The organism is Amycolatopsis aidingensis (assembly GCF_018885265.1).
In the GTDB taxonomy this organism is placed as follows: Bacteria; Actinomycetota; Actinomycetes; order Mycobacteriales; family Pseudonocardiaceae; genus Amycolatopsis; species Amycolatopsis aidingensis.
The window spans coordinates 2,822,425-2,846,115 of record NZ_CP076538.1 but is presented as its reverse complement, the minus strand read 5'-3'; the positions used below and the strand labels follow the sequence as shown (position 1 = coordinate 2,846,115).

The 23,691-nt window shown below is 71.8% G+C and carries 22 protein-coding genes; 6 read left to right on the top strand and 16 right to left on the bottom strand.

The annotated features are described in order from the left end of the window. Positions 1-47: 47 nt before the first annotated feature. The 10 genes from KOI47_RS13390 to KOI47_RS13345 form a co-directional block, all read right to left on the bottom strand. The gene (locus KOI47_RS13390; protein ID WP_216217285.1) at positions 48-1,286 is read right to left on the bottom strand and encodes an MCE family protein; all 1,239 of its coding nucleotides are present in this window, start codon (positions 1,284-1,286) and stop codon (positions 48-50) included. Next, complete coding sequence (locus KOI47_RS13385) at positions 1,283-2,452, bottom strand: MCE family protein (RefSeq protein WP_216216291.1); 1,170 nt, start codon at positions 2,450-2,452, stop codon at positions 1,283-1,285. The genes KOI47_RS13390 and KOI47_RS13385 overlap by 4 nt, the downstream gene beginning before the upstream one ends. Beyond that, positions 2,452-3,663: an MCE family protein gene (locus KOI47_RS13380; RefSeq protein ID WP_216216290.1), complete on the bottom strand. Its 1,212-nt coding sequence runs from the start codon at positions 3,661-3,663 to the stop codon at positions 2,452-2,454. Before KOI47_RS13380 ends, KOI47_RS13385 begins: the two co-directional genes overlap by 1 nt. Next, on the bottom strand, positions 3,660-4,676 hold the full coding sequence (locus KOI47_RS13375; RefSeq protein WP_216216289.1) for an MCE family protein: 1,017 nt from the start codon (positions 4,674-4,676) through the stop codon (positions 3,660-3,662). Before KOI47_RS13375 ends, KOI47_RS13380 begins: the two co-directional genes overlap by 4 nt. Continuing rightward, on the bottom strand, positions 4,673-5,707 hold the full coding sequence (locus KOI47_RS13370; RefSeq protein ID WP_216216288.1) for an MCE family protein: 1,035 nt from the start codon (positions 5,705-5,707) through the stop codon (positions 4,673-4,675). Before KOI47_RS13370 ends, KOI47_RS13375 begins: the two co-directional genes overlap by 4 nt. Further along, positions 5,704-6,996 carry an MCE family protein gene (locus tag KOI47_RS13365; protein ID WP_216216287.1) on the bottom strand — a complete coding sequence of 431 codons (1,293 nt, stop codon included), beginning with the start codon at positions 6,994-6,996 and terminating at the stop codon, positions 5,704-5,706. The genes KOI47_RS13370 and KOI47_RS13365 overlap by 4 nt, the downstream gene beginning before the upstream one ends. Then, a complete protein-coding gene (locus tag KOI47_RS13360) occupies positions 6,993-7,823 on the bottom strand; it encodes an MlaE family ABC transporter permease (RefSeq protein WP_216217284.1) in 831 nt (276 codons plus the stop codon). Before KOI47_RS13360 ends, KOI47_RS13365 begins: the two co-directional genes overlap by 4 nt. A 36-nt stretch (positions 7,824-7,859) precedes the next feature. Continuing rightward, on the bottom strand, positions 7,860-8,612 hold the full coding sequence (locus KOI47_RS13355; RefSeq protein WP_408629935.1) for an MlaE family ABC transporter permease: 753 nt from the start codon (positions 8,610-8,612) through the stop codon (positions 7,860-7,862). A gap of 144 nt (positions 8,613-8,756) precedes the next feature. After that, positions 8,757-9,731 carry a threonine ammonia-lyase gene (locus KOI47_RS13350; RefSeq protein ID WP_216216285.1) on the bottom strand — a complete coding sequence of 325 codons (975 nt, stop codon included), beginning with the start codon at positions 9,729-9,731 and terminating at the stop codon, positions 8,757-8,759. A 101-nt stretch (positions 9,732-9,832) separates the two neighbouring features. Continuing rightward, positions 9,833-10,345: a GNAT family N-acetyltransferase gene (locus tag KOI47_RS13345; protein ID WP_232376716.1), complete on the bottom strand. Its 513-nt coding sequence runs from the start codon at positions 10,343-10,345 to the stop codon at positions 9,833-9,835. A 484-nt stretch (positions 10,346-10,829) separates the two neighbouring features. Here KOI47_RS13345 and KOI47_RS13340 point away from each other — a divergent pair, with 484 nt between their 5' ends. Next, positions 10,830-11,453: a DUF6308 family protein gene (locus KOI47_RS13340; RefSeq protein ID WP_216216284.1), complete on the top strand. Its 624-nt coding sequence runs from the start codon at positions 10,830-10,832 to the stop codon at positions 11,451-11,453. A 16-nt stretch (positions 11,454-11,469) separates the two neighbouring features. Here the strand turns inward: KOI47_RS13340 and KOI47_RS13335 are convergent, their stop codons facing one another. After that, positions 11,470-12,117, bottom strand: a complete 648-nt coding sequence (locus KOI47_RS13335) for a dienelactone hydrolase family protein (protein WP_216216283.1) — start codon at positions 12,115-12,117, stop codon at positions 11,470-11,472. Between the two features lie 53 nt (positions 12,118-12,170). Further along, positions 12,171-15,380 (bottom strand): UvrD-helicase domain-containing protein, encoded by a 3,210-nt coding sequence (locus KOI47_RS13330; protein WP_232376715.1) that lies wholly within the window; start codon positions 15,378-15,380, stop codon positions 12,171-12,173. 77 nt (positions 15,381-15,457) lie between these two features. Between KOI47_RS13330 and KOI47_RS13325 the strand changes: the two genes are divergently transcribed. Next, positions 15,458-16,279, top strand: coding sequence for an alpha/beta fold hydrolase (locus KOI47_RS13325; RefSeq protein ID WP_216216282.1), 822 nt, complete (start codon positions 15,458-15,460; stop codon positions 16,277-16,279). Between the two features lie 86 nt (positions 16,280-16,365). Continuing rightward, positions 16,366-17,301: a mechanosensitive ion channel family protein gene (locus KOI47_RS13320; protein ID WP_216216281.1), complete on the top strand. Its 936-nt coding sequence runs from the start codon at positions 16,366-16,368 to the stop codon at positions 17,299-17,301. Between the two features lie 18 nt (positions 17,302-17,319). Here the strand turns inward: KOI47_RS13320 and KOI47_RS13315 are convergent, their stop codons facing one another. The 3 genes from KOI47_RS13315 to KOI47_RS13305 all read right to left on the bottom strand — a co-directional run bounded on the left by KOI47_RS13315 (position 17,320) and on the right by KOI47_RS13305 (position 18,772). Beyond that, positions 17,320-18,051 (bottom strand): peptidoglycan recognition protein family protein, encoded by a 732-nt coding sequence (locus KOI47_RS13315; protein ID WP_216216280.1) that lies wholly within the window; start codon positions 18,049-18,051, stop codon positions 17,320-17,322. Beyond that, positions 18,048-18,233, bottom strand: coding sequence for a hypothetical protein (locus tag KOI47_RS13310; protein WP_216216279.1), 186 nt, complete (start codon positions 18,231-18,233; stop codon positions 18,048-18,050). The genes KOI47_RS13315 and KOI47_RS13310 overlap by 4 nt, the downstream gene beginning before the upstream one ends. A gap of 158 nt (positions 18,234-18,391) precedes the next feature. Beyond that, entirely contained in the window at positions 18,392-18,772 is a 381-nt protein-coding gene (locus KOI47_RS13305; protein ID WP_216216278.1) for a MarR family winged helix-turn-helix transcriptional regulator, read from the bottom strand. Between the two features lie 86 nt (positions 18,773-18,858). Between KOI47_RS13305 and KOI47_RS13300 the strand changes: the two genes are divergently transcribed. After that, positions 18,859-20,316 (top strand): MFS transporter, encoded by a 1,458-nt coding sequence (locus KOI47_RS13300; protein WP_216216277.1) that lies wholly within the window; start codon positions 18,859-18,861, stop codon positions 20,314-20,316. Between the two features lie 63 nt (positions 20,317-20,379). Here KOI47_RS13300 and KOI47_RS13295 read toward each other — a convergent pair whose 3' ends face one another. Continuing rightward, positions 20,380-21,351: a helix-turn-helix transcriptional regulator gene (locus KOI47_RS13295; RefSeq protein WP_216216276.1), complete on the bottom strand. Its 972-nt coding sequence runs from the start codon at positions 21,349-21,351 to the stop codon at positions 20,380-20,382. A gap of 62 nt (positions 21,352-21,413) precedes the next feature. On the opposite strand from KOI47_RS13295, the gene KOI47_RS13290 reads away from it, so the two are divergent. Then, a complete protein-coding gene (locus tag KOI47_RS13290; protein ID WP_216216275.1) occupies positions 21,414-22,565 on the top strand; it encodes an epoxide hydrolase family protein in 1,152 nt (383 codons plus the stop codon). A gap of 1 nt (position 22,566) precedes the next feature. Beyond that, positions 22,567-23,682 carry a winged helix DNA-binding domain-containing protein gene (locus KOI47_RS13285; RefSeq protein ID WP_216216274.1) on the top strand — a complete coding sequence of 372 codons (1,116 nt, stop codon included), beginning with the start codon at positions 22,567-22,569 and terminating at the stop codon, positions 23,680-23,682. The last annotated feature ends 9 nt before the right edge of the window (positions 23,683-23,691 follow it).

Genomic DNA, 23,691 nt, shown 5'->3' with positions numbered 1-23,691 from the left:
CATGCCTTTCACTCTATGTCGTGACGCGGGCGGACCGGTCCTGGCCATCAGCCGGCCACCCCGAGCAGGGCGCCGAGGCCGGCGAAGCCCGCCCCGCCGGGCGCGCCGAGCGGGCCGGGGATGTCCGGGCGCGCCGTGCCCGGCTCGCTGGCGGGCGGCGCCGTGGCCGGGCGCGGCGCGCCGCCGTACGGGGCGTTCTGCGAACCCCGCACCCCGATCGGGCTGCCCGGTGGCTCGGCGCAGTAGGCGTCGGAGTTCGGCGGTACCTCGGTGGTGGCCGAGCCGGGCCGCTGCCGGGTGCCCTCGTATCCCTTCGTGCAGGACGGCGGGTCGAAGACGGTGAGCACCAGCCCGAGATGCGCGGTTCCGTCCCCTGGAAACAGCGCGTTCCCGATCACCGGGAGGTAGGCGTAGGCCACCATGGCCTGCTCGAGACCGTCCACTCTGGTCTCGTACACCATGGCGGTGGTGAGCAGGTTGGCCAGCAGCACGGAGAAGTCGGAGCCGGACTCGGCCAGCACCGAGCGGACCTGCCGCGCCACCCGCGGCCCGGCGTTGATCAGCTCGCGGATATCCGGATCGGACTCCCTTAGCTGCCGCGACAACGCCCGCAGGTCGGCACCGAAGCTGGCGATCGGCTCGGCGAGGTCGCGCTGGGTGTCCAGCACCACCCGGCCGTCGGCGAGCAGCCCGGTGGTCTGCGGCAGGTGCCGCACGGCCTCGGGCAGCAGCGATCCGGTGGCGTCCAGGATCCGCCGCAGTTGCGGCCCCGCCCCGGACAGCGCGGTGTCCAGCTCACCGAGCACGGTCCGCAGCGAGTCCACCGGCACGCTGCGCAGCAGGGCGTCGGCGCTGGCCAGCAGTTGGTCCGGGGACGGCGGCAGCACGGTGTCCGCCGCGCCGATCCGGGACCCCTCGGCCAGGTACGGCCCGGCCGCGGTGTCCGGGCGCAGGTCGAGGTACTGCTCCCCGATCGCCGAGCGGTTGGTCACCACGGCGGTGGCCGATGCGGGGATCCGAGCGGCGGCGGGGTCGATGTCCAGCACGGCCTCCACCGCGTCCGCGGTCAGCCGCAGCTCGTTCACCCTGCCCACGCCGACCCCCCGGTAGGTGACCTCCGCGCCGGGGAAGATCCCGCCGCCACGCGGCAGTTCCACGGTCACCAGGTAGCCGCTGGCGCCGAACAGCCGGTCCAGCCCGGCGTAATGCCAGCCCGCGTACCCGACCCCGCCTACCGCGATCACCAGGAACAACGCGATCCGGGCACGGATGGGGCGCGGCATCAGCGGCCTCCCAGCAGGGTGCCGAGCAGCCCGCCGAGCAGGTCCGGTTCGGTGGGCCGCGCCTCCTGCGGCGCAGGGGCCTGGCCCGCCCGCGGCAGCGGCAGTGGCGGGGCCGGTGCGGGCATGCCGCCGCCGGGGTCCGGGGTGGGGCTGTTGCCGGGCAGCGGTACCACCGGCTGCGCCGACTCCAGGTTGGCGATCAGCTTGTCCAGCCGGAGGTCGGCCTTGATCCGCGCGTTGGCGTAGTCGCCACGCACGATGTCCAGACCCTCGTCCGGGAGCGGGAAGGTGAGCAGCAGTTCCAGTGCCCTCGGCAGCGCGGTGCCGGCCTCGGCGAGCTTGTCCAGGGTGGGAGCCAGCGCCTCCAGGTCGGCGATCAGGTCGGCCTGGCTCCGGCCGATGGTGTCCACCGCGACCTCCGCGAGCCGGTCCACCGCGCGCAGCATGCCGACGAGCTGGTCCCGCTGCTCGGTGAGCACGCGCAGCCCGGGGGTGAGGTCGTCCAGCGCACCGGCGATGGTGTCCCGCTGCGCGGCGAGGGTGCCTGCCAGCCGGTCCACTCCTTCCAGCGCCCGCGCGATGTCACCCCGCTGATCGTCCAGAGTGGACACAAGTCGTTCGATGTTGGCCAGCAGGGAACGGATATGGCCGGTGTTGCCGGACAGCGCGGCGTTCAGCTCGGTGGTGATCGTGCGTACCTGTTGCAGCCCGCCGCCGTTCAGCAGCAGCGAGATCGCCCCGAGCACCTCCTCCACCTCGGTGCCCCGGGTGGTGCGCTCCAGGCCGATCACGTCCCCGTCGGCGAGCCGCGCCGCGGCGGGGTCCCTGGGAGCGGCCAGCTCGACGAATTTCTCCCCCAGCAGGCTGGACTGCCGCAGCCTGCCGGTGGCATTGGCAGGCAGCACCACCGAACCGCGCACCGAGACGGCCACGTGCACCGTCCGGTTGTCCGCCGCGAGGGAGATCTCCTCCACCCTGCCCACCGGGACGTCCCCGACCCGTACCGCCGCCTGCGGGACCAGATCGGCCACATCGGCGAACCGCAGCGTGACCCGGTAGGGACGCTCGCCGAGGTCGGCTCCCCCCGGCAGCGGCAGGTCCCGAACCCCCGCGGTGCAGCCCGCCACCAGCAGTACCGCCAGCAGCGCGGGCAGACGGCGACCGCGCATCACCAGCCACCTCCCTCCGGCGGGCCGAGCAGCGAGGTGCCGCCCGGGGTGTCCAGCAGCGGCAGCGGCAGCGGTGGCAGCTCGCCGCGCTCGATGGCGGCCACGGTCTCCGCCACCGAGGGCAGTTTCAGCGTGCCGTCCAGGATCGGCGCCAGCCGTGCACAGGTGTCGGTCAGCAGGGCGGGCACCCCCTCCGGAGCGGACTGCGCCAGCAGCTGGCAGACCATCAGGATCGGTGGGCTGGTCAGCTCGTTCAGGTTCGCCCGCGCCTGCAGTGTCCCGGAGGCCTGGTCGTAGGTGTTCAGGCCGTTGGCCGCCAGCAGCGGCGCCACGTCCAGCACCTCGGCCAGTGCGGCGCGCTGTTCCACCAGCGCCCCGGTGATCCCGGTCAATTTGTCTACATTGGATTGCACGCTCGCCCGGTTGTCCGCGACGAAGTCGTGCACCTCGGTCAGTGCGGTGGCGATCGAACCCATGGCGGCGCCGAGGTTCTCGCGCTCCCCGGCGAGGAACCCGGTGACCTCGGTGAGCCGCCCGGACAGCTCGCGCAGCTGGGCGTCGCTCTCGGCCAGCGTCCTGGTGAACCGGGCCAGCCCGTCGATGGTGCCGAACAGGTCGCCCTTGGCGCCCTCCAGGGTCTCCGCGGCCGCGCCGAGCCGCTCGATGGTGCGGCCCAGCCGCGCGCCGTTGCCTTCCAGCACCGCGGCCCCGGTGTCCAGCGCCCTGGACAGCGCGCCATCGGAGTTGGCGCCTTCCGGGCCGAGTGCCGTCGCCAGTTCGTCCAGCTGCCGGACCAGCTCGTCCAGCTCCACCGGGACGGCGGTGCGGTCCAGCCCGATCACCGCGCCCGGCCGCAGCACGGCCCCGCCGGTGTAGACCGGGGTCAGCTGCACGTAGCGGTCGCTCACCAGGGTGGGCGCGATGATCACCGCCCCGGCGCCGGCCGGGATCCGTACCTCCGGCGCCACGGTCATCCGGACCCGCACCCGGTCGCCATCGGGCACCACCTCCCGCACGGCACCGACCCGCATCCCCAGCACCCGCACGTCGGAGCCCGCGTACACCCCGACGGCACGGTCGAAGTAGGCGGTGAAGGTGTGGCCGTCGCGGATCCGGGCGAACCACCACAACCCGGTGGCCAGCACCAGCAGCCCCACGCAGGCCAGTACCAGCAGCCGGTAGCCGCGGGATGCGGGGCGGGCGCGGGTCATCGCGACCCCCCGTACGGCGGGCGGCAGCCCCGCGGGTTCACCGCGAGCGGTCCGGTGTGCACGCTCGGGGGCAGCAGGCCGCACATGTAGACATCGAACCAGCGACCGTTCCCGATGGCGTTGTTGGACATCCGCGCGAACGGCGCGAGGTTCGCCAGCCCGCGGGCGAGATTCTCCTGGTTGCGTTCCAGCAGGGCGGTCACCTTGTCCAGTTCGGACAGTGCGGGCGCGAGCTGGTCCCGGTTGTCGGCGATCAGGCCACGGACCTCGCCGGCCAGCCGGACGGTGGCGGCCAGCAGCCGGTCGATGGCCGACTTGCGCCGCTGGATCTCCGCCAGCAGCGCGTTGCCGTCGGAAAGCAGCGCGCGGAACTCCGCGTCCCGTTCGGCGAGGACGCCACCGACCTGGTTGGTGTTGCGCAGCAGCGCGGCCAGCTCGGCGTCCCTGGAGGCGATGGTCGCCGAGACCGCGGCCAGCCCGTCCAGCGCGTCCCGCACATGCCGGGGGCTGCCCGCGAAGGTCTCGGCAAGCACCTCGAAACTCCGGGCCAGTTGCCCGGTGTCGACCTCGCCGAGGGTGGCGCCCAGATCGTCGACCACCGGGCCGAGGTCGTAGGGCACGCTGGTGCGCTCGCGCGGGATCGGGGTGCCGGGGTCCTGTGCCGCCTCGCCCGCCGGCTGCACGGCCAGGTACTTCTGGCCGAGCAGGGTCTTGATCTCGATGGCGGCCGTACTGCGGTCGCCGAGCCGTATCCCGGCCACGGTGAACTCCACCCGGATGTGGTCGCCTGCCAGCTCCACCTGCCGCACCTGGCCGACCTGCACCCCGTTCGCCCTGACCTCGGCGGCGTCGGTGAGCCCGGCCGCCTCGGCGAACTCGGCGGCGTAGGTGGTGCCGCCGGCACCGATCAGCGGCAGCCGCTCGGCGTTCAGCGCGGCGAGCACGGTCAGCCCGAGCACCACGGTGGTGGCCAGCCCGAGCATGGGGAGATCACGTTCACGGAAGGGTTTCACGGGCGGCACCTCGGGGCGGTCTCGGTCAGCGGCAGCGGCAGGATCGGCACCTCGGCGTTCAGCGTGTCGATGCCCACCCGGCCGCTGAGCCCGCACAGGTAGAAGTTGAGCCAGCTGCCGTAGCTGACCACGCGGGTGAAGGTGGCGGTCTTGCGCGGGAGGGTGCTGAGGAACTCCTGGACGAGGCCGGCGGAGTCGTTCAGGTTGCCGCTGAGCCTGCCGAGCCCGGCGATGCCGCGGCGCAGCGGATCCCGCGCCCGCTCCAGCAGCCCGCTCGTGCTGTCCGCCAGCTCACCCATGGCGCTCACCGCGGCGCCGATCGGTTCGCGTTGCGCGGCCAGGCCGGAGACCAGCGCCCTGGTCTGCCCGATCAGCCCGGCCAGCCGGTCACCGCGGGAGTTCACCGTGTCCAGGACGGTGTTCAGGTTGCCGATCACCCGTCCGATCACCTCGTCCCGGTCGGCCAGGGTGCCGGTCAGCGATGCGGTGTGCCGCAGGATTCCGTCGATCGTGCCGCCCTCCCCCTGCAGTACCTGGATCAGCTGCCCGGACAGCTGGTTGACCTGTTCCGGTTCCAGCGCGTTGAACAGCGGCCGGAACCCGTTCAGCAGCTCGGTCAGGTTCACCGCGGGGGTGGTACGTGCCAGCGGGATCGTCCCGCCAGCGGGCAGTTCCTCCCCCGGCGCCGGCGCGTCCGAGTCCAGCGCCAGGTAGCGCTGGCCGATCAGGTTGCGGAACTTCAGCGCCGCGGTGGCATCGGCGGCGATCGGGCGGCCGGCCTCCACGCTGAACCGCACCTCGGCGTACTCCGGGGCGGTCGGGGTGATCTGCTCCACCTGCCCGACCCGGACCCCGGACATGCGCACGTCGTCGCCGGGGTTGAGCCCGAGCACATCGCTGAACCGCGCCACATAGTGCCGCTGCGGGCCGAAGTCGACATTGGCGATGGTGAGCCCGAGCAGCGCGGTGAGGAACACGGTGACGGTCGCGAACACCGTGAGCTTCAGTACCGGGCCGGTGGACCTGCTCATCGCACGGTCACCTCCGCCCCGCGGTAGAGCGGGCCGACCAGCAGGCTGCTCCAGCCCGCGACCTCGGCGGGCGGCACCCCGAGCCGCGGGGCGAGCAGCGCGGCCAGCAGGTCCCGCTCGGCGGGGGAATGGGCGGGCGAACCCGCGGTGCCGCCGCCACCCGGCCTGCTCACCGCGGGCTTGGTCGAGCCGTCCTTGATCGGGCCGTCCGCGGGGTACGCGGGCGGGGGCTGCCCCGGCGCGGGCAGTTCGTAGCAACGCGGCCCGCGCTTGTCGGCGTAGCGCGGGGTGTCCACCCCCGGTACGTACCGCCCGCGGGATGCGGTGATCTCCACGGTGAACGCCGCCACCCCCGGGTGGTCGGTCCCCTTGCCGACGAAAGCCTCGGCGCGCGGCACCAGCTCGGCCAGCTGCCGCAGCATGCACGGGTACTGCGGCGCGTACTTGGCCAGCACCTCGGCGGTGCCGCGGCTGCGGGCCACCAGTCCGATGAAGTTGTCCCGGTTGGCGGCGAGGAAGGTGCGCAGCTCGGTACCGGCCCCGGTGACCGTGCCGAACAGCTCGCGCAGCCCGGCGCGCTGCTGTGCCACGGTGACGCTGGTGGCGGTCAGGTTCGACAGCGCGGCGAGCAGATCGGGCCCGGCCCGGTGGTAGTTCTCCGCCACCACGGCGGCATCGGAGATGGTCGCGGTCAGGTCGGGCAGCGCGGGCATCAGCTCGCGCAGGTAACCGTCCAGCAGCCGCACGGTGTCGCCGAGGGTGGCGCCCCGCCCTTCCAGCGCGCTGGACACCGCGTGCAGGGTCGCGGACAACTGCTGTGGCCGCACGGCGCGCAGCACCGGCAGCAGTTCGTCCAGCACCCGCTCGGTCTCGATCGCGTTCGCGCTGCGGTCCGGGCCGATCACGTCACCATCGGCCAGGGTGCGCTGGGCGGGCCGCCGCGGCACCCGCAGCGAGACGTAGCGCTCGCCGAACAGGGTCTTGGGCAGCAGCCGCGCGGTGACGTTGGCAGGCAGGAACCGCACCTGTTCCGGCCGCAGCGACAGGGTCAGCACGGCGAGCCCGCCGGCGGCGGAGATCGCGCTCACCTCACCGACCGGCACACCGCGCAGTTTGACCTCGGAACCGACCCGCAGCTGGGTTCCGGCCCGCTCCGTCTCCAGCCGGATCCGCACCGAACTGCTGAAAGCCTTCTCGTACACCGCCACCGTGAACCCGAGGAACAGGGCGATCACCACCAGGAAGGCGACCCCGAGCAGGGGGTATCGCAACGCACGCAGCCTGCTCATCCGGCGATCCGCACGGTCGTGCCCGCACCCCAGATGGCCAGGCTGAGGAAGAAGTCCAGCAGGGTCAGCGCGACGATCGAGGTGCGCACCGCCCGCCCGACCGCGACGCCGACCCCGGCGGGACCGCCACGCGCGGTGTAGCCGTAGTAGCAGTGCCCCATGATCACCACCAGGCTGAACACCAGGACCTTCCCGAAGGACCACAGCACGTCCTCCGGCGGCAGGAACAGGTTGAAGTAGTGGTCGTAGGTGCCCGCCGACTGGCCGTAGAACCACACCGTGATCTGCCGGGAGGCCAGGTAGGAGGTGAACAATCCCACCACGTACAGCGGCACCACCGCGGCGAGCCCGGCCAGCACCCTGGTGGTGACCAGGTACGGCAGGCTGGGCACCCCCATCACCTCCAGCGCGTCGATCTCCTCGGAGATCCGCATCGCGCCGAGCTGCGCGGTGAACCCGCAGCCCACCGTCGCCGAGAGCGCGAGCCCGGCGGCGAGCGGGGCGACCTCGCGGGTGTTGAAGTAGGCGGTGAAGAAGCCGGTGAGCGCGCCGGTACCGAGCTGGTTCAGCGCGGAGTAGCCCTGTAGCCCGACGATGGTGCCGGTGAACAGGGTCATCCCGATCATCACGCCGAGGGTCCCGCCGATCACCGCCAGCGCCCCGGTTCCGAAGGAGACCTCGGCCAGCAGCCGCGCCGTCTCCCGCAGGTACCGGCGCAGAGTGCGCGGGATCCAGGCGAGCGTCCTGCCGTAGAAGGAGAACTGGTACCCGAGGTCGGCCAGCACCCCGACCGGCCGCGCGGTGAGTCTGCGGGCGCGCTGCACCATCGGAGGGGCGGGGGTGCTCGAGGTGTCCGGCATGGTTCAGCCCAGCCTCGGCGGGACGAGTTGCAGGTAGATGCCGGTGAGCACCACGTTGATCAGGAACAGCAGCAGGAAGGTGAGCACCACCGCCTGGTTCACCGCGTCCCCGACCCCCTTCGGCCCGGCGCCGGGATGCAGGCCCCGGTCCGCCGCCACGATGCCGGCGACCAGCCCGTACAGCAGCGCCTTGATCGAGGAGATCCACAGGTCCGGCAGCTGTGCCAGGGCGTTGAAGCTGGCCAGGTAGGCACCAGGGGTCCCGCCCTGCACCAGCACGTTGAACACGTAGCCGCCGACCACCCCCACCACGCTGACCAGCCCGTTCAGCAGCACCGCGACCACCATGGCGGCGAGCACCCTCGGCACGATCAGGCGCTGGACCGGGTTGACCCCGAGCACCTCCATGGCGTCGATCTCCTCGCGGATGGTCCGCGAGCCGATATCGGCGCACATGGCCGACCCGCCCGCTCCGGCCACCAGCAGGGCGGTCACCAGTGGGCTGGCCTGCTGCACGATGGCCAGCGCGCTGGCCGCACCGGTGAAGGACTGCGCCCCGATCTGCTGGGTCAGCGAACCCAGCTGCAAGGCGACCACCGCACCGAACGGGATCGCCACCAGCGCGGTCGGCAGGATGGTGACGCTGGCGAAGAACCAGGCCTGGTGCAGGAACTCGCGCAGCTGGAAGGGCCGCCGGGGCAGCAGCCGCAGCACGTCCAGCAGCAGCGCCGACACCCTGCCGATCTGCCGGAACACCGCCGCACCGGGAACGCGCGACTGCCCGACCCGAGTGTCCACCGGCGCTCAACCCTCCGCGACGTCCGAACCCTTCGGGTCAACCTAGGGCGCCGCCCGGATCTCGCTGAGGACCGAACCGCTCAGCCTGGGTGACCGCTGCGCTCAGCCGGGGGCGCCGAGCAGCTCGGTCAGCACCGGCAGGGCGATGTTGCGGCCGGTGACCACCGCGACCGGGGTGCCGCGCACGTCCACCTTCCCGGCCAGCAGCGCGGCGACCGGCGCGGCGCCTGCGCCCTCGGCGACGACCCCGCGCGAACGGACCAGGTACCGCATCGCCTCCCGCAGCTCGGCCTCACTGACCGTGACCAGCTGGTGCACGTACTCCGACACCAGCCCGATCGTCACCGAGTCGATCTCGATGTTGCCGCTCAGCCCGTCCGCGACGGTGGAGCCGACCTCCACCGGCACCCATTCGCCCGCCCGCACGGAGGCGGACAGCGCGGTGGAGACCTCCGCCTCGACGCCGACCACCCGCACGTCCGTCCGGGTGGAGGCCCACAGGCCGAGGCCCGCGGCCAGGCCGCCGCCACCGACCCCGCACACCACGGTCAGCGGGCCGTCCAGCTGCCCGGCCAGTTCCGGGCCGATCGTGCCCTGCCCGCCGATCACGTCGGGGTCGTTGTACGGGGAGAGGAAATGCGCCCCCTCCGCGGCCAGGTCCAGGGCATGCCGCTCGGCCTCGTCATAGGACTGGCCGACCTCCACCAGCCGCACGCCCAGCGCCCGCAGCTGGTCCACCTTGGCCCGGGAGGCATTGCCCGGCACCACGATGGTCACCGGCCGGCCGAGCGCGCGGGCGGCGAAGGCGACCCCGAGCCCGTGGTTGCCCGCCGATGCGGCGACCACCGGCCGGTTCGCCTCCAGCGCAGCCATCGCGCTCAGCGCCCCGCGCACCTTGAAGGCGCCGGTGGGTTGCAGCGAATCCAGTTTCAGCGCGGGCTCGGCGCCCATGCCGTTGCCACCCCCGCCGTGGTCCAGCGGGGTCGGGCGCAGCCGCGCCCGTACGACCTCCCAGGCGCGGTCCAGATCGGCGACGGACGGGACCCGCACCTGGCGGCGCGGCTGGGTGGACGGCATGAGTCTCCTCGCGGCTGTACGACGTCGGTTTCCCCTGCCGTCCACCTTGCCGCCTGGCCTGACCGGGGACAAGCGACCGGTCCGCGCCTTCCCATTGCTCTTCAGCCGGGCAGGACCAGCTCCATCTCGCCGATACCGTCCGCGATCACCTGTTTGGCGCCGGCATCGTCGAGCAGTTCGGCCACCGGCCGGTTCCCGGCCAGGTAGGTCGCCGTGAACCGGGTGAAGCCGCGCTGCGCCGCGGCCTCACCCAGCATCCGCACCAGGGTCGACGCGATGCCGATCCGGCGCCAGGCCCGATCGACGGCCACCGCCACCTCGGCCACGCCCGGCTGGCTGGTCGCCTCGTACCGGGCAATACCCACTCCGCGGCCGCCCGGTTCGCGGGCGAGGAGCGCGAAGCGGCGCACGTAGTCCAGTTCGGTCAGATAACGCAGCAGCCGCGGGGTGATCCGCGGCGGCGGGCCACAGAACCGCCGGTACAACGTCTCCTCGTCGGCGGTCCGCATCGCCTCGCCCAGCTCCGCGGCGTCCGCGGGGGTCAGCAGCACGACATCCACGGTGCGCCCGTCCCGCAACCGCACCGCGCGGCGAAAGTCCCCGGGGAACCCCACCCCCGTGGAAAATGCTGCCTCGGTCCGAGTGCCTGGTGTCTTATTCAATGGTCGGGTTATTCAGGTCCGTAGCGGGCGTCGCCAGTGCTGTTACCTGCAACGACCGCTCGCACGGGCCTGGCGGCCCGCGGTCGCTGGGTCGTTCTGAATAACCCTCCCGGGACGGCTGATACTCGGGTCATCACATCTCACCCTTTCGGCTCATCAGGCGGACCCTTTTGGCTCATCCTCGTCCGGCACTACTTCATCGTGTTCCGATACCGCCTTTTCGACACCGCGTCTTTTCCGTTTTCGCGCGGCGCCTACCGGCGCAGTCCTTGCTACACCCAGGAACATGACCGGACCAGACGCTTGTGACGCATCCCCGGAACACGCGAGGATCGGTGCCGCGGAAAGCAGATGCGCTATCCAAACGTTCGGTAACGGCCTGCGACGACCGGGCGATACGGAGTACCTGGGCGGCCCATACCTTTAGGCAGGTAGCGTGCGAAGTATCGCGGATCTTCGAAAATGTGCACCGGCACATCTGGACGCGTATCTCGACCCCAGGGCACCGTTCGCTTTCGCCACCTATGATCAGCTCTACGACTTCTCCGGCACGCTCACCGCGCTGGACTGCCTTGCGGCCAACCTGCTGACCCTGCGGCTGCGGCATGATCACGTGATCCCACTGTTCCAGCGAGACGCTGGTGCTGGTCCGCGGCTGCTGGCGGCCATGCAGCGGGTGCTGGACGCGACCACCGTGGACGAACCGGCCTTCGCCGACCTGGACTCGATCGACGAGCCGCCGTTCCGGCTGGTCCGCAATGCCAACCTGCTCACCGACGAGGTGCCACAGTGGACGGCGGTGACGGTGTCGAAGGTGCTGCACCGGCTGCGCCCGCAGCTGGTCCCGATCTGCGACGCGCTGGTCCGGCGGTTCTACCTCGCCGATCAGACGGTCACCTTCTACCGCGCGCTGCACGACGACGTGCGCGCCAACCGGGATCTGCTCGCCACGATCACGCACGGCCGCACGACCCCGGACGGGCGCAGGCTGTCCGGGCTGCGGGCGCTGGACATCGTGATCTGGCACCACGAGCGGTACGGCTGCTGCGTGCTGTCCTGAAAGCCGCCGGGACCGCTCACTCCGGCAGGTGCCGGGCGAACCAGTCCGCGGCCAGCCCGGCCACCTCGTCCAGCGCCCCTGCTTCCTCGAACAGGTGGCCCGCCCCGGCGACGACCTCGAGCTCCTGCGGCCCGCGCAGTCGCGCGGCCGCCTCCTGGTTCAGCCGCAGGACCTGCTCGTCCCGCCCGCCGACGATCAGCAGGGTGGGCGCGGTCACCCGCTCCAGCGCGGTACCGGCGAGGTCGGGGCGGCCGCCACGGGACACCACCGCACCCACCGGGTGCGCACCGGCGGCGACCAGCGCGGCCGCGGCCCCGGTGCTGGCGCCGAACAGGCCCACCGGCACGCCGCGCACCGGCCCGTGCTCGCGGAACTGTTCCACGGCCGCGCCGACCCGCTCGGCCAGCAACGGGATGTCGAACCGCAGCTTCCCGGTGCCGGCGTCGGCCTGATCCTCGTCCGCGGTGAGCAGGTCCAGCAGCAGGGTGGCCAGCCGGTGCCGCCGCAGCACACCCGCCACCGCCTGGTTGCGGCCGCTGTGCCGGGAACTGCCAGAGCCGTGCGCGAACACCACCAGTCCCGCCGGGTCCCTCGGCACCGCGAGGTCCCCCGCCAGCCTGCTGCCGTCCGCCTCGACGACCACCTCCGTGCTGTGCACCGTCATGCCGCCGGGATGCCCCGCGGGCTCCGGTCGCAAACCGGGCCGCGCTCCCGGGATCAGAGCAGCCGCAGCTGGGTGTCGCGGGGCTTGCGGCGGGGGGTGCCGCCCACTCGCTCGCAGACCCCTGGATCGAGGTCGGCGAGGAACGGCGACCTGCTGGTGGTCCGGACGTTGCCCTGGCGCAGGCGTTCCGCGGCATGGCTGAGGTAGAGATGCCGCTGCGCCCTGGTCATTCCGACGAACAGCAGCCTGCGTTCCTCGGCCACCTCCTCCTCGGTGAGCTCCCCGGCGGCACCGGGCCAGCGCAACGGCAGCAGCCCGTCCTCGCAGCCGACCACGAACACCACCGGGAACTCCAGCCCCTTGGCCGCGTGCAGGGTCAGCAGGGACACCCGGTCGGCACGGGGATCCCAGGTGTCCACCTCGATCCCGAGCAGCAGCTCGGTGCGGAAGCGTTCCAGGTCCGCACCGCAGCGTTCGGCGAGCGGCCGGAGCAGGTCCACGGCGGTGTGCAGGTCCGCGGCGGCGTCCTCGCGTCCGGCGTTGTGCGGCAGCCGTTCCAGGCAGGCATCGGCGGCCTGGCGCAACCGGCCCGGCACCGAACCGGCCGGGCCGCCGGATGGTTGCGCCGCGGGCAGGTAGCTCAGTTCGGTCAGGATCTCCGGCACGCCGGGGCGGTCGGTCAGCCGGTCGTGCGAGCGTTTCTGGAACGGCAGGCCCGCCCTGGTCAGCGCGTCCACCAGGGCACGTGCCTGCCGGTCGGTCCGGTAGAGCACGGCGAAGTCGGAGAAGCCCAGCCCCTGGGTGCCCTCGGTGTCCACCCGGCCGCTGTCCAGCGAGTGGAAGGACGCGCCCCCGAGCAGCTGCTCGATCGTGCGCGCCACGAACGAGGCCTCGGCCTGCTCGGTGGCCGCGGCATGGGTGCCGACCGGGGCCTCGCCATGTTCCCCCATCGGGTGCAGCGCGCGCCCCGGCACCAGTGTGCCGGGGGCGATCAGCCCCAGTGCCGCGGTCAGCACCTTCGCGCTGGAGCGGTAGTTGCGGGTGAGCTGCACGGTCCGCGCGGACGGGAAGTCCTCCTGGAACCGCAGGAAGAAACCGACGTCCGCACCGCGGAACCGGTAGATGGCCTGGTCCGGGTCGCCGATGGCGGTGAGGTTGCCTTCGGCCGGGGCGAGCAGGCGCAGCAGCCGGTACTGCTGCTCGTCCACGTCCTGGTACTCGTCCACCGAGATCCAGCGGTACCGCTGCCGGTAGGCGGCGACCAGCTCCGGGTCCGACTCCAGCAGGGTCACCGGAAGGGCGACGAGGTCGTCGAAGTCGACCAGGTTCCGCTGCCGCAGCGCCTTGAGGTAGCGATCGGCGGCATCGGCCAGCTCGAGATCGGATCCGCCGGTGCGCCGCTGCCGGGACAGCTCGGTGAGCAGCCTGCCCGCGCGTTTCTCGTCCCCGGCCAGCTCGGTGGCGATCTCCATCCGCAGGTTCGCGTCGGCGATGCCGAAGTCGGCAGGCAGGCCTGCGCGCTCGTGCTGCTCGCGCAGGATGCGGACGCCGAGTGCGTGGAAGGTGGCCACGGTGACTCCCGGCGCCTGCTCCGGCACCAGCGCGGCGAGCCGCTCGGCCATCTCCTCGGCCGCGCGCCGGGTGAAGGTGATCGCCAGGCACTCCCCCGGCGGCACCTGGTGCTCGGTCAGCAGGTGGGCGATCCGGTGGGTCAGGGTGCGGGTCTTTCCGGTCCCCGGTCCGGCGATGATCAGCAGGGGCCCGCCGGTGAGCCCGGCGGCTGCCCGCTGCTCGGGATCGAGGCCGTCCAGCAGCGAGCAGGCAGGCCCTGGCCGCGGCTCGGGTGGTGGCTCGGGCGAGGGTGGCGGCTCGGCTGCCGGTTCGGCCGGGGCGGGCTCCCCGGCACCCGGGGCCCGCCGCGGTTCGGCCCGCTCCGGCGCGGGCGCGGGCGAGCCGAACAGCCCGTCGTCGAACAGCGCGGGGGTGTCCATCGTGCCTGCCCGCCGCAGCTCCTCCGGTTCGAACAGGCGGATCACGCCGTACTCACCGTCATAGCCGGGCTGCCTGATCACCTCGCCGCGGCGCAGCCTGCGCACGGCCTCGGCCAGCAGGGACGAGTGCCGCTCGATGTCGTCCACCGGGACGTCCTGCAGGATGGCCAGCTCCGGCCCCAGCGCGGCGGTGAGCTTGTCGATCTGCCCCAGCACCTTCTTGCTCTTCGGCCCGGTGCCGACGATCTCGCTCATGATCTCCGGCAGCGGCACCAGGCAGCGGAACTCGGCCGCGCCATCGGGACGGACGGCCTCGGCCCGGTCGGCCAGCTCCTCCACCCGGTTCAGCACGCCGACGGTGAGCGGTTTGCCGCATTCCGGGCAGTTGCCACCATGCCGCCTGGTCTCCGGTGGTTCCATCCGGACACCGCACTTGCGGTGCCCGTCGACGTGGTACTTGCCCTCCTCGGGGAAGAACTCGATCGATCCGGCGTGCCCGGCTCCGGTCTCCAGCGCGCGGCGCACGGCGTGGAAGTCCAGCTCGGTTTCGAACACCGTGGCTTCCCTGCCGAGCATCGGCGGCGAATGCGCGTCGGAGTTGCTGACCAGCCGGTACCGGTCCAGGGCGCTGATCTTCCAGTTCATCTCCGGATCGCTGGAAAGGCCGGTCTCCAGCGCGAAGATGTGATCGGCGAGATCGACGTAGCAGTCCTCGATGGCGTCGAAGCCGGACTTGGAGCCCAGCACCGCGAACCACGGGGTCCAGATATGCGCTGGCACCAGGTAGGAACCCTCGCCGCACTCCAGGGTGATCTCCAGCAGGTCCCTGGAGTCCAGGCCGAGAATGGGGCGGCCGTCCGAGCCGAGGTTGCCGATCCGGCCGAGTTTGCGGTTGAACTCCGCGGCGGCGTCGAAGTCGGGCAGGTAGATCAGGTGGTGCACCTTGCGGGTGCGCTCGGCACGCTTGTAGATCGTGGAGATCTCCACCGACAGCATGAACCGGACCTGGCCAGCGGCCAGGCTCGGCGGGAGCCTGCGGGTGATGTCGGCGTCCAGGTCCGCGCGCAACCGGTACAGCCCCGGTTCGGCCGGGACCAGGCACTCCCGCAGGTGGTCGAACCACGCGGGGTGGGTGAAGTCGCCGGTGCCGACGAGCGTGATGCCCTTGCGCCGGGCCCACCAGGTCAGATGTTCGAGATCACAGTCCTTGCTGCAAGCCCTGGAGTACTTGGAGTGGATGTGCAGATCGGCATGGAAACGCACCCACGCCATGCTGCCACAGTCCGGATGAAGATCGGCACGGGCGGTGTTGCAGCGTCCGGTAGGTCCACCACCCGACGGGAGCCAGGATGAGCTGGGAACTGACCGACAGCTACGAGAGCCCGCACGGCACGGTGCGCTGGGCCTGCCGGGGTACCGGCGACCCGCTGGTGTTCCTGCACGGCACGCCGTTCTCCTCCCATGTCTGGCGGGATGTCGCCACCGCGCTTTCCGACCGGTACACGGTCTATCTCTGGGACATGGTGGGCTACGGGCGGTCCGAGCAGCGGGCGGGCCAGGACGTGTCGCTGGCCGCACAGCAGGAGGTGTTCACCGGGCTGCTGCGGCACTGGGGCCTGTCCCGGCCCGCGGTGGTGGCGCACGACTTCGGCGGGGCGGTGTCGCTGCGCTCGGCGCTGCTGGACGGGCTGAGCTACCGCAAGCTGGCGCTGGTCGACGCGGTGTCCCTGCGCCCGTGGGGCAGCCCGTTCTTCCGGCTGGTGAACCAGCACGCGCCGGTGTTCGAGGAGCTGCCCGCGCACCTGCACGAGGCACTGGTGCGCGGCTACATCGAGACGGCCGCGCACCGGCCGCTGCGCGGGGAGGTGCTGGACGCGCTGGTACGCCCGTGGACCGGCGAGCAGGGGCAGCCCGCGTTCTACCGGCAGATCAGCCAGGCCGACGAGCGCTACACCCGGGAGGTGGAGGAGCGCTACGGCGAGCTGGACTGCCCGGTGCTGATCGTCTGGGGCGAGCAGGACCAGTGGCTACCCGCCGAGTACGGCTCCCGGCTGGCCGCGGCCATCCCGCAGGCCCGGCTGCGGCTGGTGGACCAGGCAGGGCATCTGGTGCAGGAGGACGCCCCGGCACAGCTGACCGGCCTGCTGACCGGGTTCCTCGCCGAGCCGTGATCGCCTCCGCCGACCCGTGGTGCGCCTCACGCGGGTGCTCATGTCACCCTGCCTGAGGAGGTGCAGCGGAGACGAAGGGAGCGCCCGTGCCGGCCCCACTGTCGCAGGCCAACGCGATCACCGAGTGGTTCAACGAGAACTCCAGCGAGATGATCTCCGGTCTGATCAACATCGTGATCGTCGTCGTGGTCGCGCTCGTGCTGCGGGCCGTGATCGGCCGGGTGATCGACCAGCTGGCCAAGCGGATGGTGAGCTCCCGGGACCGGCTGAGCAAGACGAGGGCGGCCGGCCGCATCGTGAAGTCCGGCGAGGCCTCGCGCGGGGAGCGGCAGCGGCAGCGCGCGCAGACCGTCGCCTCGGTGCTGAAGAGCGTGGCCACCTTCGTGATCCTCGGGATCGCCTTCGTGACTGTGCTCGGGCAGATCGGCGTGAACATCGGGCCGATCCTGGCCAGCGCCGGGGTGCTCGGCCTCGCGATCGGGTTCGGGGCGCAGAGCCTGGTGCAGGACTTCCTTTCCGGGCTGTTCATGATCGCCGAGGACCAGTACGGCGTGGGCGACGTGATCGACGCGGGCGAGGCGATCGGCACCGTGGAGGCGGTCACCCTGCGGGTCACCCGGATCCGCGACCTGAACGGTGGCCTGTGGCACGTGCGCAACGGCGAGATCATGCGGGTCTGCAACATGAACCAGGACTGGGCCAACGCCGTGATCGAACTCCCGCTGGACTACTCGGTGGACGTGGAACAGGCCAAGGAGGTCATCCAGCGCAGCATCGACGAGTTCGCCGACGACCCGGAGTACGCTCCCAAGATCATCGAACGCCCGGACATCAGCGGCGTGGTCGGCATCGGCAACGGCGCGGTGACCGTGCGGGTGATGGTCACCACGCAACCCGGCGAGCAGTGGGCACTCGGCCGGGCGCTGCGCGGTCACCTGAAGAGCGGGCTGGACCGGGCGAACATCAAGGTCGCCTACCCGGTGCTGCCGGTCACCGGCGCCGGGGCCGCGCAGCAGGGCTGAGCGGCCCGGCCCGGTGGGTCAGGCCCAGCACGCGTCCCAGGTGTTCTGCCCCACGATGCCGTCCACGCCGAGTCCCCGGTCCCGCTGGAACGCGGTGCAGGCGGACTTCGACGACGGCCCATAGGCCCCGTCGACGGTGAGCGACCAGCCGAGTTCGCGCATCCGCCGCTGCCAGGTCGCCACGCTGCGGTGCCGGGTGATCGGCGGGTAGGAGAGGTACACCCCCGGCCACGGCGGCACCGCGGCGTTGCGCGGGTCCAGCGAGTCGTCCTGGACGAAGCCGTAGAGCCGGTCCCCCGGGCAGGACGTGGCCAGGTGATCCCGGTGGCCGTTGATCCCCTCGGCCGCTCCGCCCGCGCCGCGCAACCGGGCGATCGCCGCCTGGTAGGCCGTGACCAGCTGGTCCGAAACGGGATCGGCGCCACCCACGAGGCCGCATACCGCGTACCAGTTCTGGTTTCCGGAGCTCGTGCCGTTCGCCGCGGTCCGCACTCCCGTTCCCCGGCCCTCGAAAATGTGGTCGTGAATGCACACCAGATAGGTGTATGCGATATCCGACCATTCCTTTCCGTCCATGTGATAGTCCTGGATCGAACGGACCTGGCCGACACATTCCTCGTGATTCTGCCGGGCCACGTTGCCGGTGTCGACATAGTGCACGGTCACCCCGCCGTGCTGCGGCGTGATGTTGTACGAGACGTTCCGGCGCGCCCGCGCTCCCCATTCCGACCTGCTGACGAACGTGGTCATCGCGGCACCCCCCGATCGCAGTCCACTCCGGCGTCGAGCGGCTCACCGGTGGCCGGATCGACCCCGGCGGGCTCGGCCGCCGCCAGCGCGGTCGCCGGGACGGCCGTCACAGCGGCCGTGATCGCCAGCGATTTCCCAGCCCAGCCGAAAAAGGAACGTCGACTCGATTCTTGCTCGGGCATACAGCCCTCCCGTTCGCCTTGGATAAGACTCGCTGTTCGCGGGAAGTCCGGTGCCCCGAAGGCTACGGCCGGCCTGGGCGGCGATCAACATCGGATAATGCGAAAGATTCCCGGTTGGCGGAATTTTAGGCGTTTGTTGGCCACGCCGGGCGCGCGGTTCAGTCCCCGCCGAGCATCTCCTCGAGCACGGCCCGGTGCGTGGGTTTCGCGCTCTCGTAACGCTGCCTGCCGACCTCGGTGAGGATCACGAAGATGCCGCGCCGGTCGGCCTCGCACATGGCCCGCTCGACCAGGCCCTCGCGTTCCATCCTGGCGATCAGCCGGGAGGTGGCGCTCTGACTCAGGTGCACGGCCTCGGTCAGATCCGCGGCCCGGCACTTGTCCGCACAGGTGGCCAGCCGCTCCAGCGTCTCGAACTCGTTGACCCCGAGCCCGTGCTCCTCCTGCAGCCGGCACTCCAGCGCGCTGAACACGGCCGCGTGGTGGGCGAGCAGTTCATGCCACTGCCGCACCACGGTCCGCTCGGCGACCTCGCTCACGACAGCAGGGTAGCATGCGCATGAATTTAATGCAAACACACTTATTGCACTTGCATTAGATGTGTCTGCATGTACTGTCTGCTGGCATGAGCTCTTCCGCGCAACTGTCCACGTCCTCGACCCGGTGGGATGCCCGCCTGTGGGGTGTCCTGCTCACCGTGTCCACCGTCGTCGGGCTGGACGCACTCGACGTCTCGATGGTCGGTGTCGCGCTGCCGTCCATCCGGGCCGATCTCGGCCTGTCCACCAGCGCGCTGCAATGGGTCGTCAGCGGCTACGTCCTCGGCTACGGCGGGCTGCTGCTGCTCGGCGGGCGCACCGCCGACCTGCTCGGCAGGCGCAGGGTGTTCCTGGTCGCGGTCGCCGTGTTCGCGCTCGCCTCGCTGCTGGGCGGGCTGGTCGACGACGGGGCGCTGCTGATTGCCAGCCGGTTCGTCAAGGGCCTGGCCGCGGCCTTCACCGCGCCCGCGGCCCTGTCCATCATCACGACGACCTTCCACGAAGGCCCGGCACGCAACAAGGCGATCGGTATCTTCGCGGTGTTCGGGGCCAGCGGTTACTCGGCCGGGCTGGTCTTCTCCGGCCTGCTGACCGAGGTCGGCTGGCGGTGGACCTTCCTGCTGCCGGTGCCGATCGCGCTCGCCGCGCTGGTGGCGGCGGTCAAGCTGATCCCGCGCTACGCCCCGGACCGCAGCACCGGCGGATACGACCTGCCCGGCGCGATAACCGGGGCCGCGGGTTCGCTGCTGCTGGTGTTCGCCGTGGTCGAGGCCCCCGAGGTCGGCTGGGCCGCGCCGCGCACGCTGGTGTCCTTCGCGCTCGCGCTGGCCTTGATCGCCACCTTCGTGCTCATCGAGAAGCGCAGCAGCCACCCGCTGCTGCGGCTGGGCATCCTGCGCTCCGGGCCGCTGGCCAGGGCCAACCTCGGCGGCGCGCTGTTCTTCGGTGCCTACATCGGCTTCCAGTTCGTGGTGATGCTCTACCTGCAGTCGGTACGGGGCTGGTCCGCGCTGGAGACCGCGCTCGGCTTCCTGCCCGCCGCCCTGATCGTGGCCTTCGGCTCCCCGCGGATCGACCCGCTGATCGCCAGGGTCGGCACCGCACGCACCATCCTCGGCGGGGTGCTGGCCCATGTCGCCGGGTACGCCCTGTTCCTCGGCATCGACGCCGACTCCGGCTACCTGGGCGCGGTGCTGCCCAGCATGATCCTGCTCGGCATCGGGTTCACCCTGGCGTTCTCCTCGCTGAACATCCAGGCCACGGCGGGCGTGGTGGACCAGGAGCAGGGCCTGGCCGGCGGCCTGCTGAACACCTCGCTCCAGGTCGGCGGCGCGATCGGGCTCGCCGTGGTCACCGCGGTGCTCACCGCCAACGGCGGCGCCGAGGCCTCCCCGGACGCGCTGCTGGCCGGCCTCACCCCCGCGCTCGCCGTGATCACCGGGATCGCCGTACTCGGCCTGCTCGTCGCGCTGTCCGGGGTGCTGCGGCGGCGCCGCGGGACCGAGCCGGTCCCCGAGCCGGAACTCGCGCTCGCCGCGGAGTAGCCCGGCCGCCGCGGGCGGCCCGCCATCCGTCGGGGGATGGCGGGCCGCCCGCGGATCTCGCGTTCAGCCGGTCTGCGGCCGCCGGATGGCACGCAGGCACCGGTCGGCCTGCGCGCGAAAAGCGTCCGCGAGCCCGGGCGGCCCGCTGACCAGGGTGAAGTCCAGGTCCACCGAGGTGATCATCCAGACCAGGGCCGAGACGGTGTCGGCGCCGACGTGCAGCAGGCAGCTGTGCTCGTCGACGGCTTCCACCACGCCCATCCCCGGCCACACCCGGTCGGTCACCGTCTCGGCCGGTTCGTGCAGGGTGACGATGGCCTGGCAGGGCCAGGTACGGGTGGACAGCTGGTGTGCCAGGTAGCTGACGGCGTCCCCGTGCGGCGGCTGGCGTGGGGTGAACCGCGGGCCGGTGGGGCTGCGCGGGACCAGCCGGTCCACCCGGAAGGTACGCCAGTCCGCGCGGTCGATGTCGAAGGCGACCAGGTACCAGTGCCGACCGAAGTTGACCAGCCGGTGCGGCTCCACCGACCGGACGGTTGCCGCACCGCGCAGGCTGGTGTAGTCGAACCGCAGCCGCTCCTGCCGCCGGCAGGCGTCGGCGATGGCCATCAGCGTGTCCGCCGCCACCCGCGGTCCGGGCGCGGTACCGGCGCGGACCGTCGCGGTGTGCAGGGTGTTCACCCGGTGGCGCAGGCGGGAGGGCAGTACCTGCTCGAGCTTGGCCAGCGCACGCAGCGAGGTCTCCTCGATCCCGGTGATCGATCCGCCCGCTGCCGTGCGCAGGCCGACCGTCACGGCCACGGCCTCCTCGTCGTCCAGCAGCAGCGGCGGCAGCGCGGCCCCCGCACCCAGCCGGTAGCCCGCGGTACCCCGCAGGGCGAGCACGGGGTAGCCGAGTTCACGCAAGCGCTCCACATCCCTGCGGACGGTGCGGGTGGTCACCTCGAGCCGGTACGCCAGCTCGGCACCCGACCAGTCCCGGTGCATCTGCAGCAGGGAGAGCAGTTTCAGCAGCCGCACGGGTGTCTCCAGCACGACCCGAGTCTGCCAGCCACTTAGGACCGAAAGTGTCCTAACCGGCATCTAGCGTTCTGCTCATGACAAGCACACGGCACGACATCCAGCCCTTCCGCATCGACATCCCAGAGGCCGAGCTGGAGGACCTGCGGGCGAGGCTGGCCAACACCCGCTGGCCGGACGAGCTGCCCGGGGTGGGCTGGAGCCGCGGCGTCCCGGTCGGGTATCTCAAGGAACTGGCCGGGTACTGGCGTACCCGTTATGACTGGCGCGCGCAGGAGGCGGCGCTGAACGAGTACCCGCAGTTCCGTACCACCATCGACGGTCAGAACCTGCATTTCCTGCACGTGCGCTCGCCGGAACCGGACGCCACTCCCCTGGTCCTGCTGCACGGCTGGCCCGGCGGGTTCACGGACTTCCTCGACGTGCTCGGCCCGCTGTCGGATCCCCGTGCCCATGGGGGCGACCCGGCCGATGCCTTTCATCTGGTGGTGCCCTCCCTGCCCGGGTTCGGTTTCTCCACCCCGCTGGCCGGTCCGGGGATGAACGCGGCCCGGATGGCCGGGTTACTGGTACGGCTGATGCCGGCCCTCGGGTACCAGCGGTACGGCGTGCAGGGTTATGACACGGGTGCCTGGGTCGGCCCGGAGATCGGCAGGCAGGCGCCGGAGCAGGTGCTCGGTATCCATCTCAACGCCCTGCTCACCTTCCCGGCCGGCGCCGAGGGCGAGTTCGACGGACTCACGGAGGCCGAGCAGCGCAGCTGGGAAGCCATGCAGAACTTCAACGACGGCTACCTGCAGTGCAACTCCAAGCGACCGCAGACGGTGACCTACGGACTGCACGACTCGCCGGTCGGCCAGCTCGCCTGGATCATGGAGAAGTTCCAGGAGTTCACCGATCCGGAGGACGGGTTGCCGGAGGACAGCATCGACCGCGACCGGATGCTCACCGATGTCTCGCTGTACTGGCTGACCGGAACGGCCGGCTCGGCGGCCCAGATCTACTACGAGGAGACCTCGGCTGCCGACTGGAGCGAGGGTGCCGGGCGCGGCACGGTGCCGACCGGGGTGCTGGTGTCCGCCCACGACGTGACCATCCGGCCCGGGGCCGAGCGCGACCACAACATCGTGCACTGGACCGAACTCGATCGCGGCGGGCACTTCCTCGCCATGGAGGCGCCCGCGGCGCTCGTCGAGGACGTCCGCCTGTTCTTCCGGAAGGCACGCTGACATGGACGCCCGCGGACCCGGCCGAGCCACCGTGCTGAGCCCGCGGGCGCTCAACCGCGCGGTGCTGGCGCGGCAGCTGCTGCTGGATCGCGTGGACCTGCCGGTGGTCCCGGCGGTCGAGCGCCTGCTCGGCCTGAACGCCCAGGACCCGAACCTGCCCTATCTTGCACTGTGGAGCAGGCTCGACCGGTTCACCATCGGCGAGCTGACCGCCGCCATCGAGGACGGGACCCTGGTGCGATCCACCCTGATGCGCGCAACCCAGCATCTGATGTCGGTACCGGACTTCCGGCTCGTCCGGCCGGTGCTGGCGCCACTGCTGCGTCGCGTGCAACGCAACGCGTTCGGCCGCCGCACCGCGGGAGTCGACCTGGACGAGCTGGTCGCCGAGGCACGGACCCTGCTCGCCGACGGGCGGGTGCTGACCCGGCCGGAGCTGGGGCGGCTGCTCGCGCGGCGGCGCCCGGGTGCCGATCCGACCGGCCTCGGCTGGACGGTGCAGTACCTGCTGCCGCTGGTGCATCCGGCGCCGAGCGGCACCTGGAACACCCGTGGCGCCACCCCGTTCGCCTCGGCGGAGTGGACGGGGGTACCCCAGGAGGCGACCACGGAGGACGCGGACGAGCTGGTCCGCCGTTACCTGGCGGCGTTCGGCCCGGCAACCGTGGCCGACGCCCGGGCCTGGTCCGGGGTGAGCGGCCTGCGCGAGGTGTTCGCCCGGTTGCGACCGGAACTGCGGGTCTACGCCGACCAGTCCGGGCGGGAGTTGTTCGACCTTCCGGACCGGCCGCTGCCCCCGGCCGACTTGCCTGCTCCGGTCCGGTTCCTCCCGGAGTTCGACGCCACCCTGCTCGCCCACGCCGACCGCACCCGGATCATGACCGACCAGATCCGCCGCCAGGTGTGCGTCGGCGCGGGCGTCGCGGCGACCGTACTCGTCGACGGCACCGTGGCCGCTACCTGGACGACCGCCCGCGACAGGGACACGGTCGTGCTCACCGTGCAGCCACTTCGTCCACTGTCCACTACGGACATTGGCGAGATCGAGCACGAAGCCCTGCGGCTGCTCGCCTTCACCGATCCCAGTAGCACCGCTGTGCTCGACTGGGCACGGTGATCCCGCCGC

Excerpts from the sequence above, each read along its gene's own strand:
- KOI47_RS13370 (WP_216216288.1), bottom strand. The coding sequence starts at position 5,707 with ATGAGCAGGTCCACCGGCCCGGTACTGAAGCTCACGGTGTTCGCGACC.
- KOI47_RS13335 (WP_216216283.1), bottom strand. The coding sequence starts at position 12,117 with ATGACGGTGCACAGCACGGAGGTGGTCGTCGAGGCGGACGGCAGCAGG.
- KOI47_RS13325 (WP_216216282.1), top strand. The coding sequence starts at position 15,458 with ATGAGCTGGGAACTGACCGACAGCTACGAGAGCCCGCACGGCACGGTG.
- KOI47_RS13330 (WP_232376715.1), bottom strand. The coding sequence starts at position 15,380 with ATGGCGTGGGTGCGTTTCCATGCCGATCTGCACATCCACTCCAAGTAC.
- KOI47_RS13380 (WP_216216290.1), bottom strand. The coding sequence starts at position 3,663 with ATGACCCGCGCCCGCCCCGCATCCCGCGGCTACCGGCTGCTGGTACTG.
- KOI47_RS13315 (WP_216216280.1), bottom strand. The coding sequence starts at position 18,051 with ATGACCACGTTCGTCAGCAGGTCGGAATGGGGAGCGCGGGCGCGCCGG.
- KOI47_RS13285 (WP_216216274.1), top strand. The coding sequence starts at position 22,567 with ATGGACGCCCGCGGACCCGGCCGAGCCACCGTGCTGAGCCCGCGGGCG.
- KOI47_RS13360 (WP_216217284.1), bottom strand. The coding sequence starts at position 7,823 with ATGGTGCAGCGCGCCCGCAGACTCACCGCGCGGCCGGTCGGGGTGCTG.
- KOI47_RS13290 (WP_216216275.1), top strand. The coding sequence starts at position 21,414 with ATGACAAGCACACGGCACGACATCCAGCCCTTCCGCATCGACATCCCA.
- KOI47_RS13310 (WP_216216279.1), bottom strand. The coding sequence starts at position 18,233 with ATGCCCGAGCAAGAATCGAGTCGACGTTCCTTTTTCGGCTGGGCTGGG.
- KOI47_RS13365 (WP_216216287.1), bottom strand. The coding sequence starts at position 6,996 with ATGAGCAGGCTGCGTGCGTTGCGATACCCCCTGCTCGGGGTCGCCTTC.
- KOI47_RS13350 (WP_216216285.1), bottom strand. The coding sequence starts at position 9,731 with ATGCCGTCCACCCAGCCGCGCCGCCAGGTGCGGGTCCCGTCCGTCGCC.
- KOI47_RS13385 (WP_216216291.1), bottom strand. The coding sequence starts at position 2,452 with ATGCGCGGTCGCCGTCTGCCCGCGCTGCTGGCGGTACTGCTGGTGGCG.
- KOI47_RS13300 (WP_216216277.1), top strand. The coding sequence starts at position 18,859 with ATGAGCTCTTCCGCGCAACTGTCCACGTCCTCGACCCGGTGGGATGCC.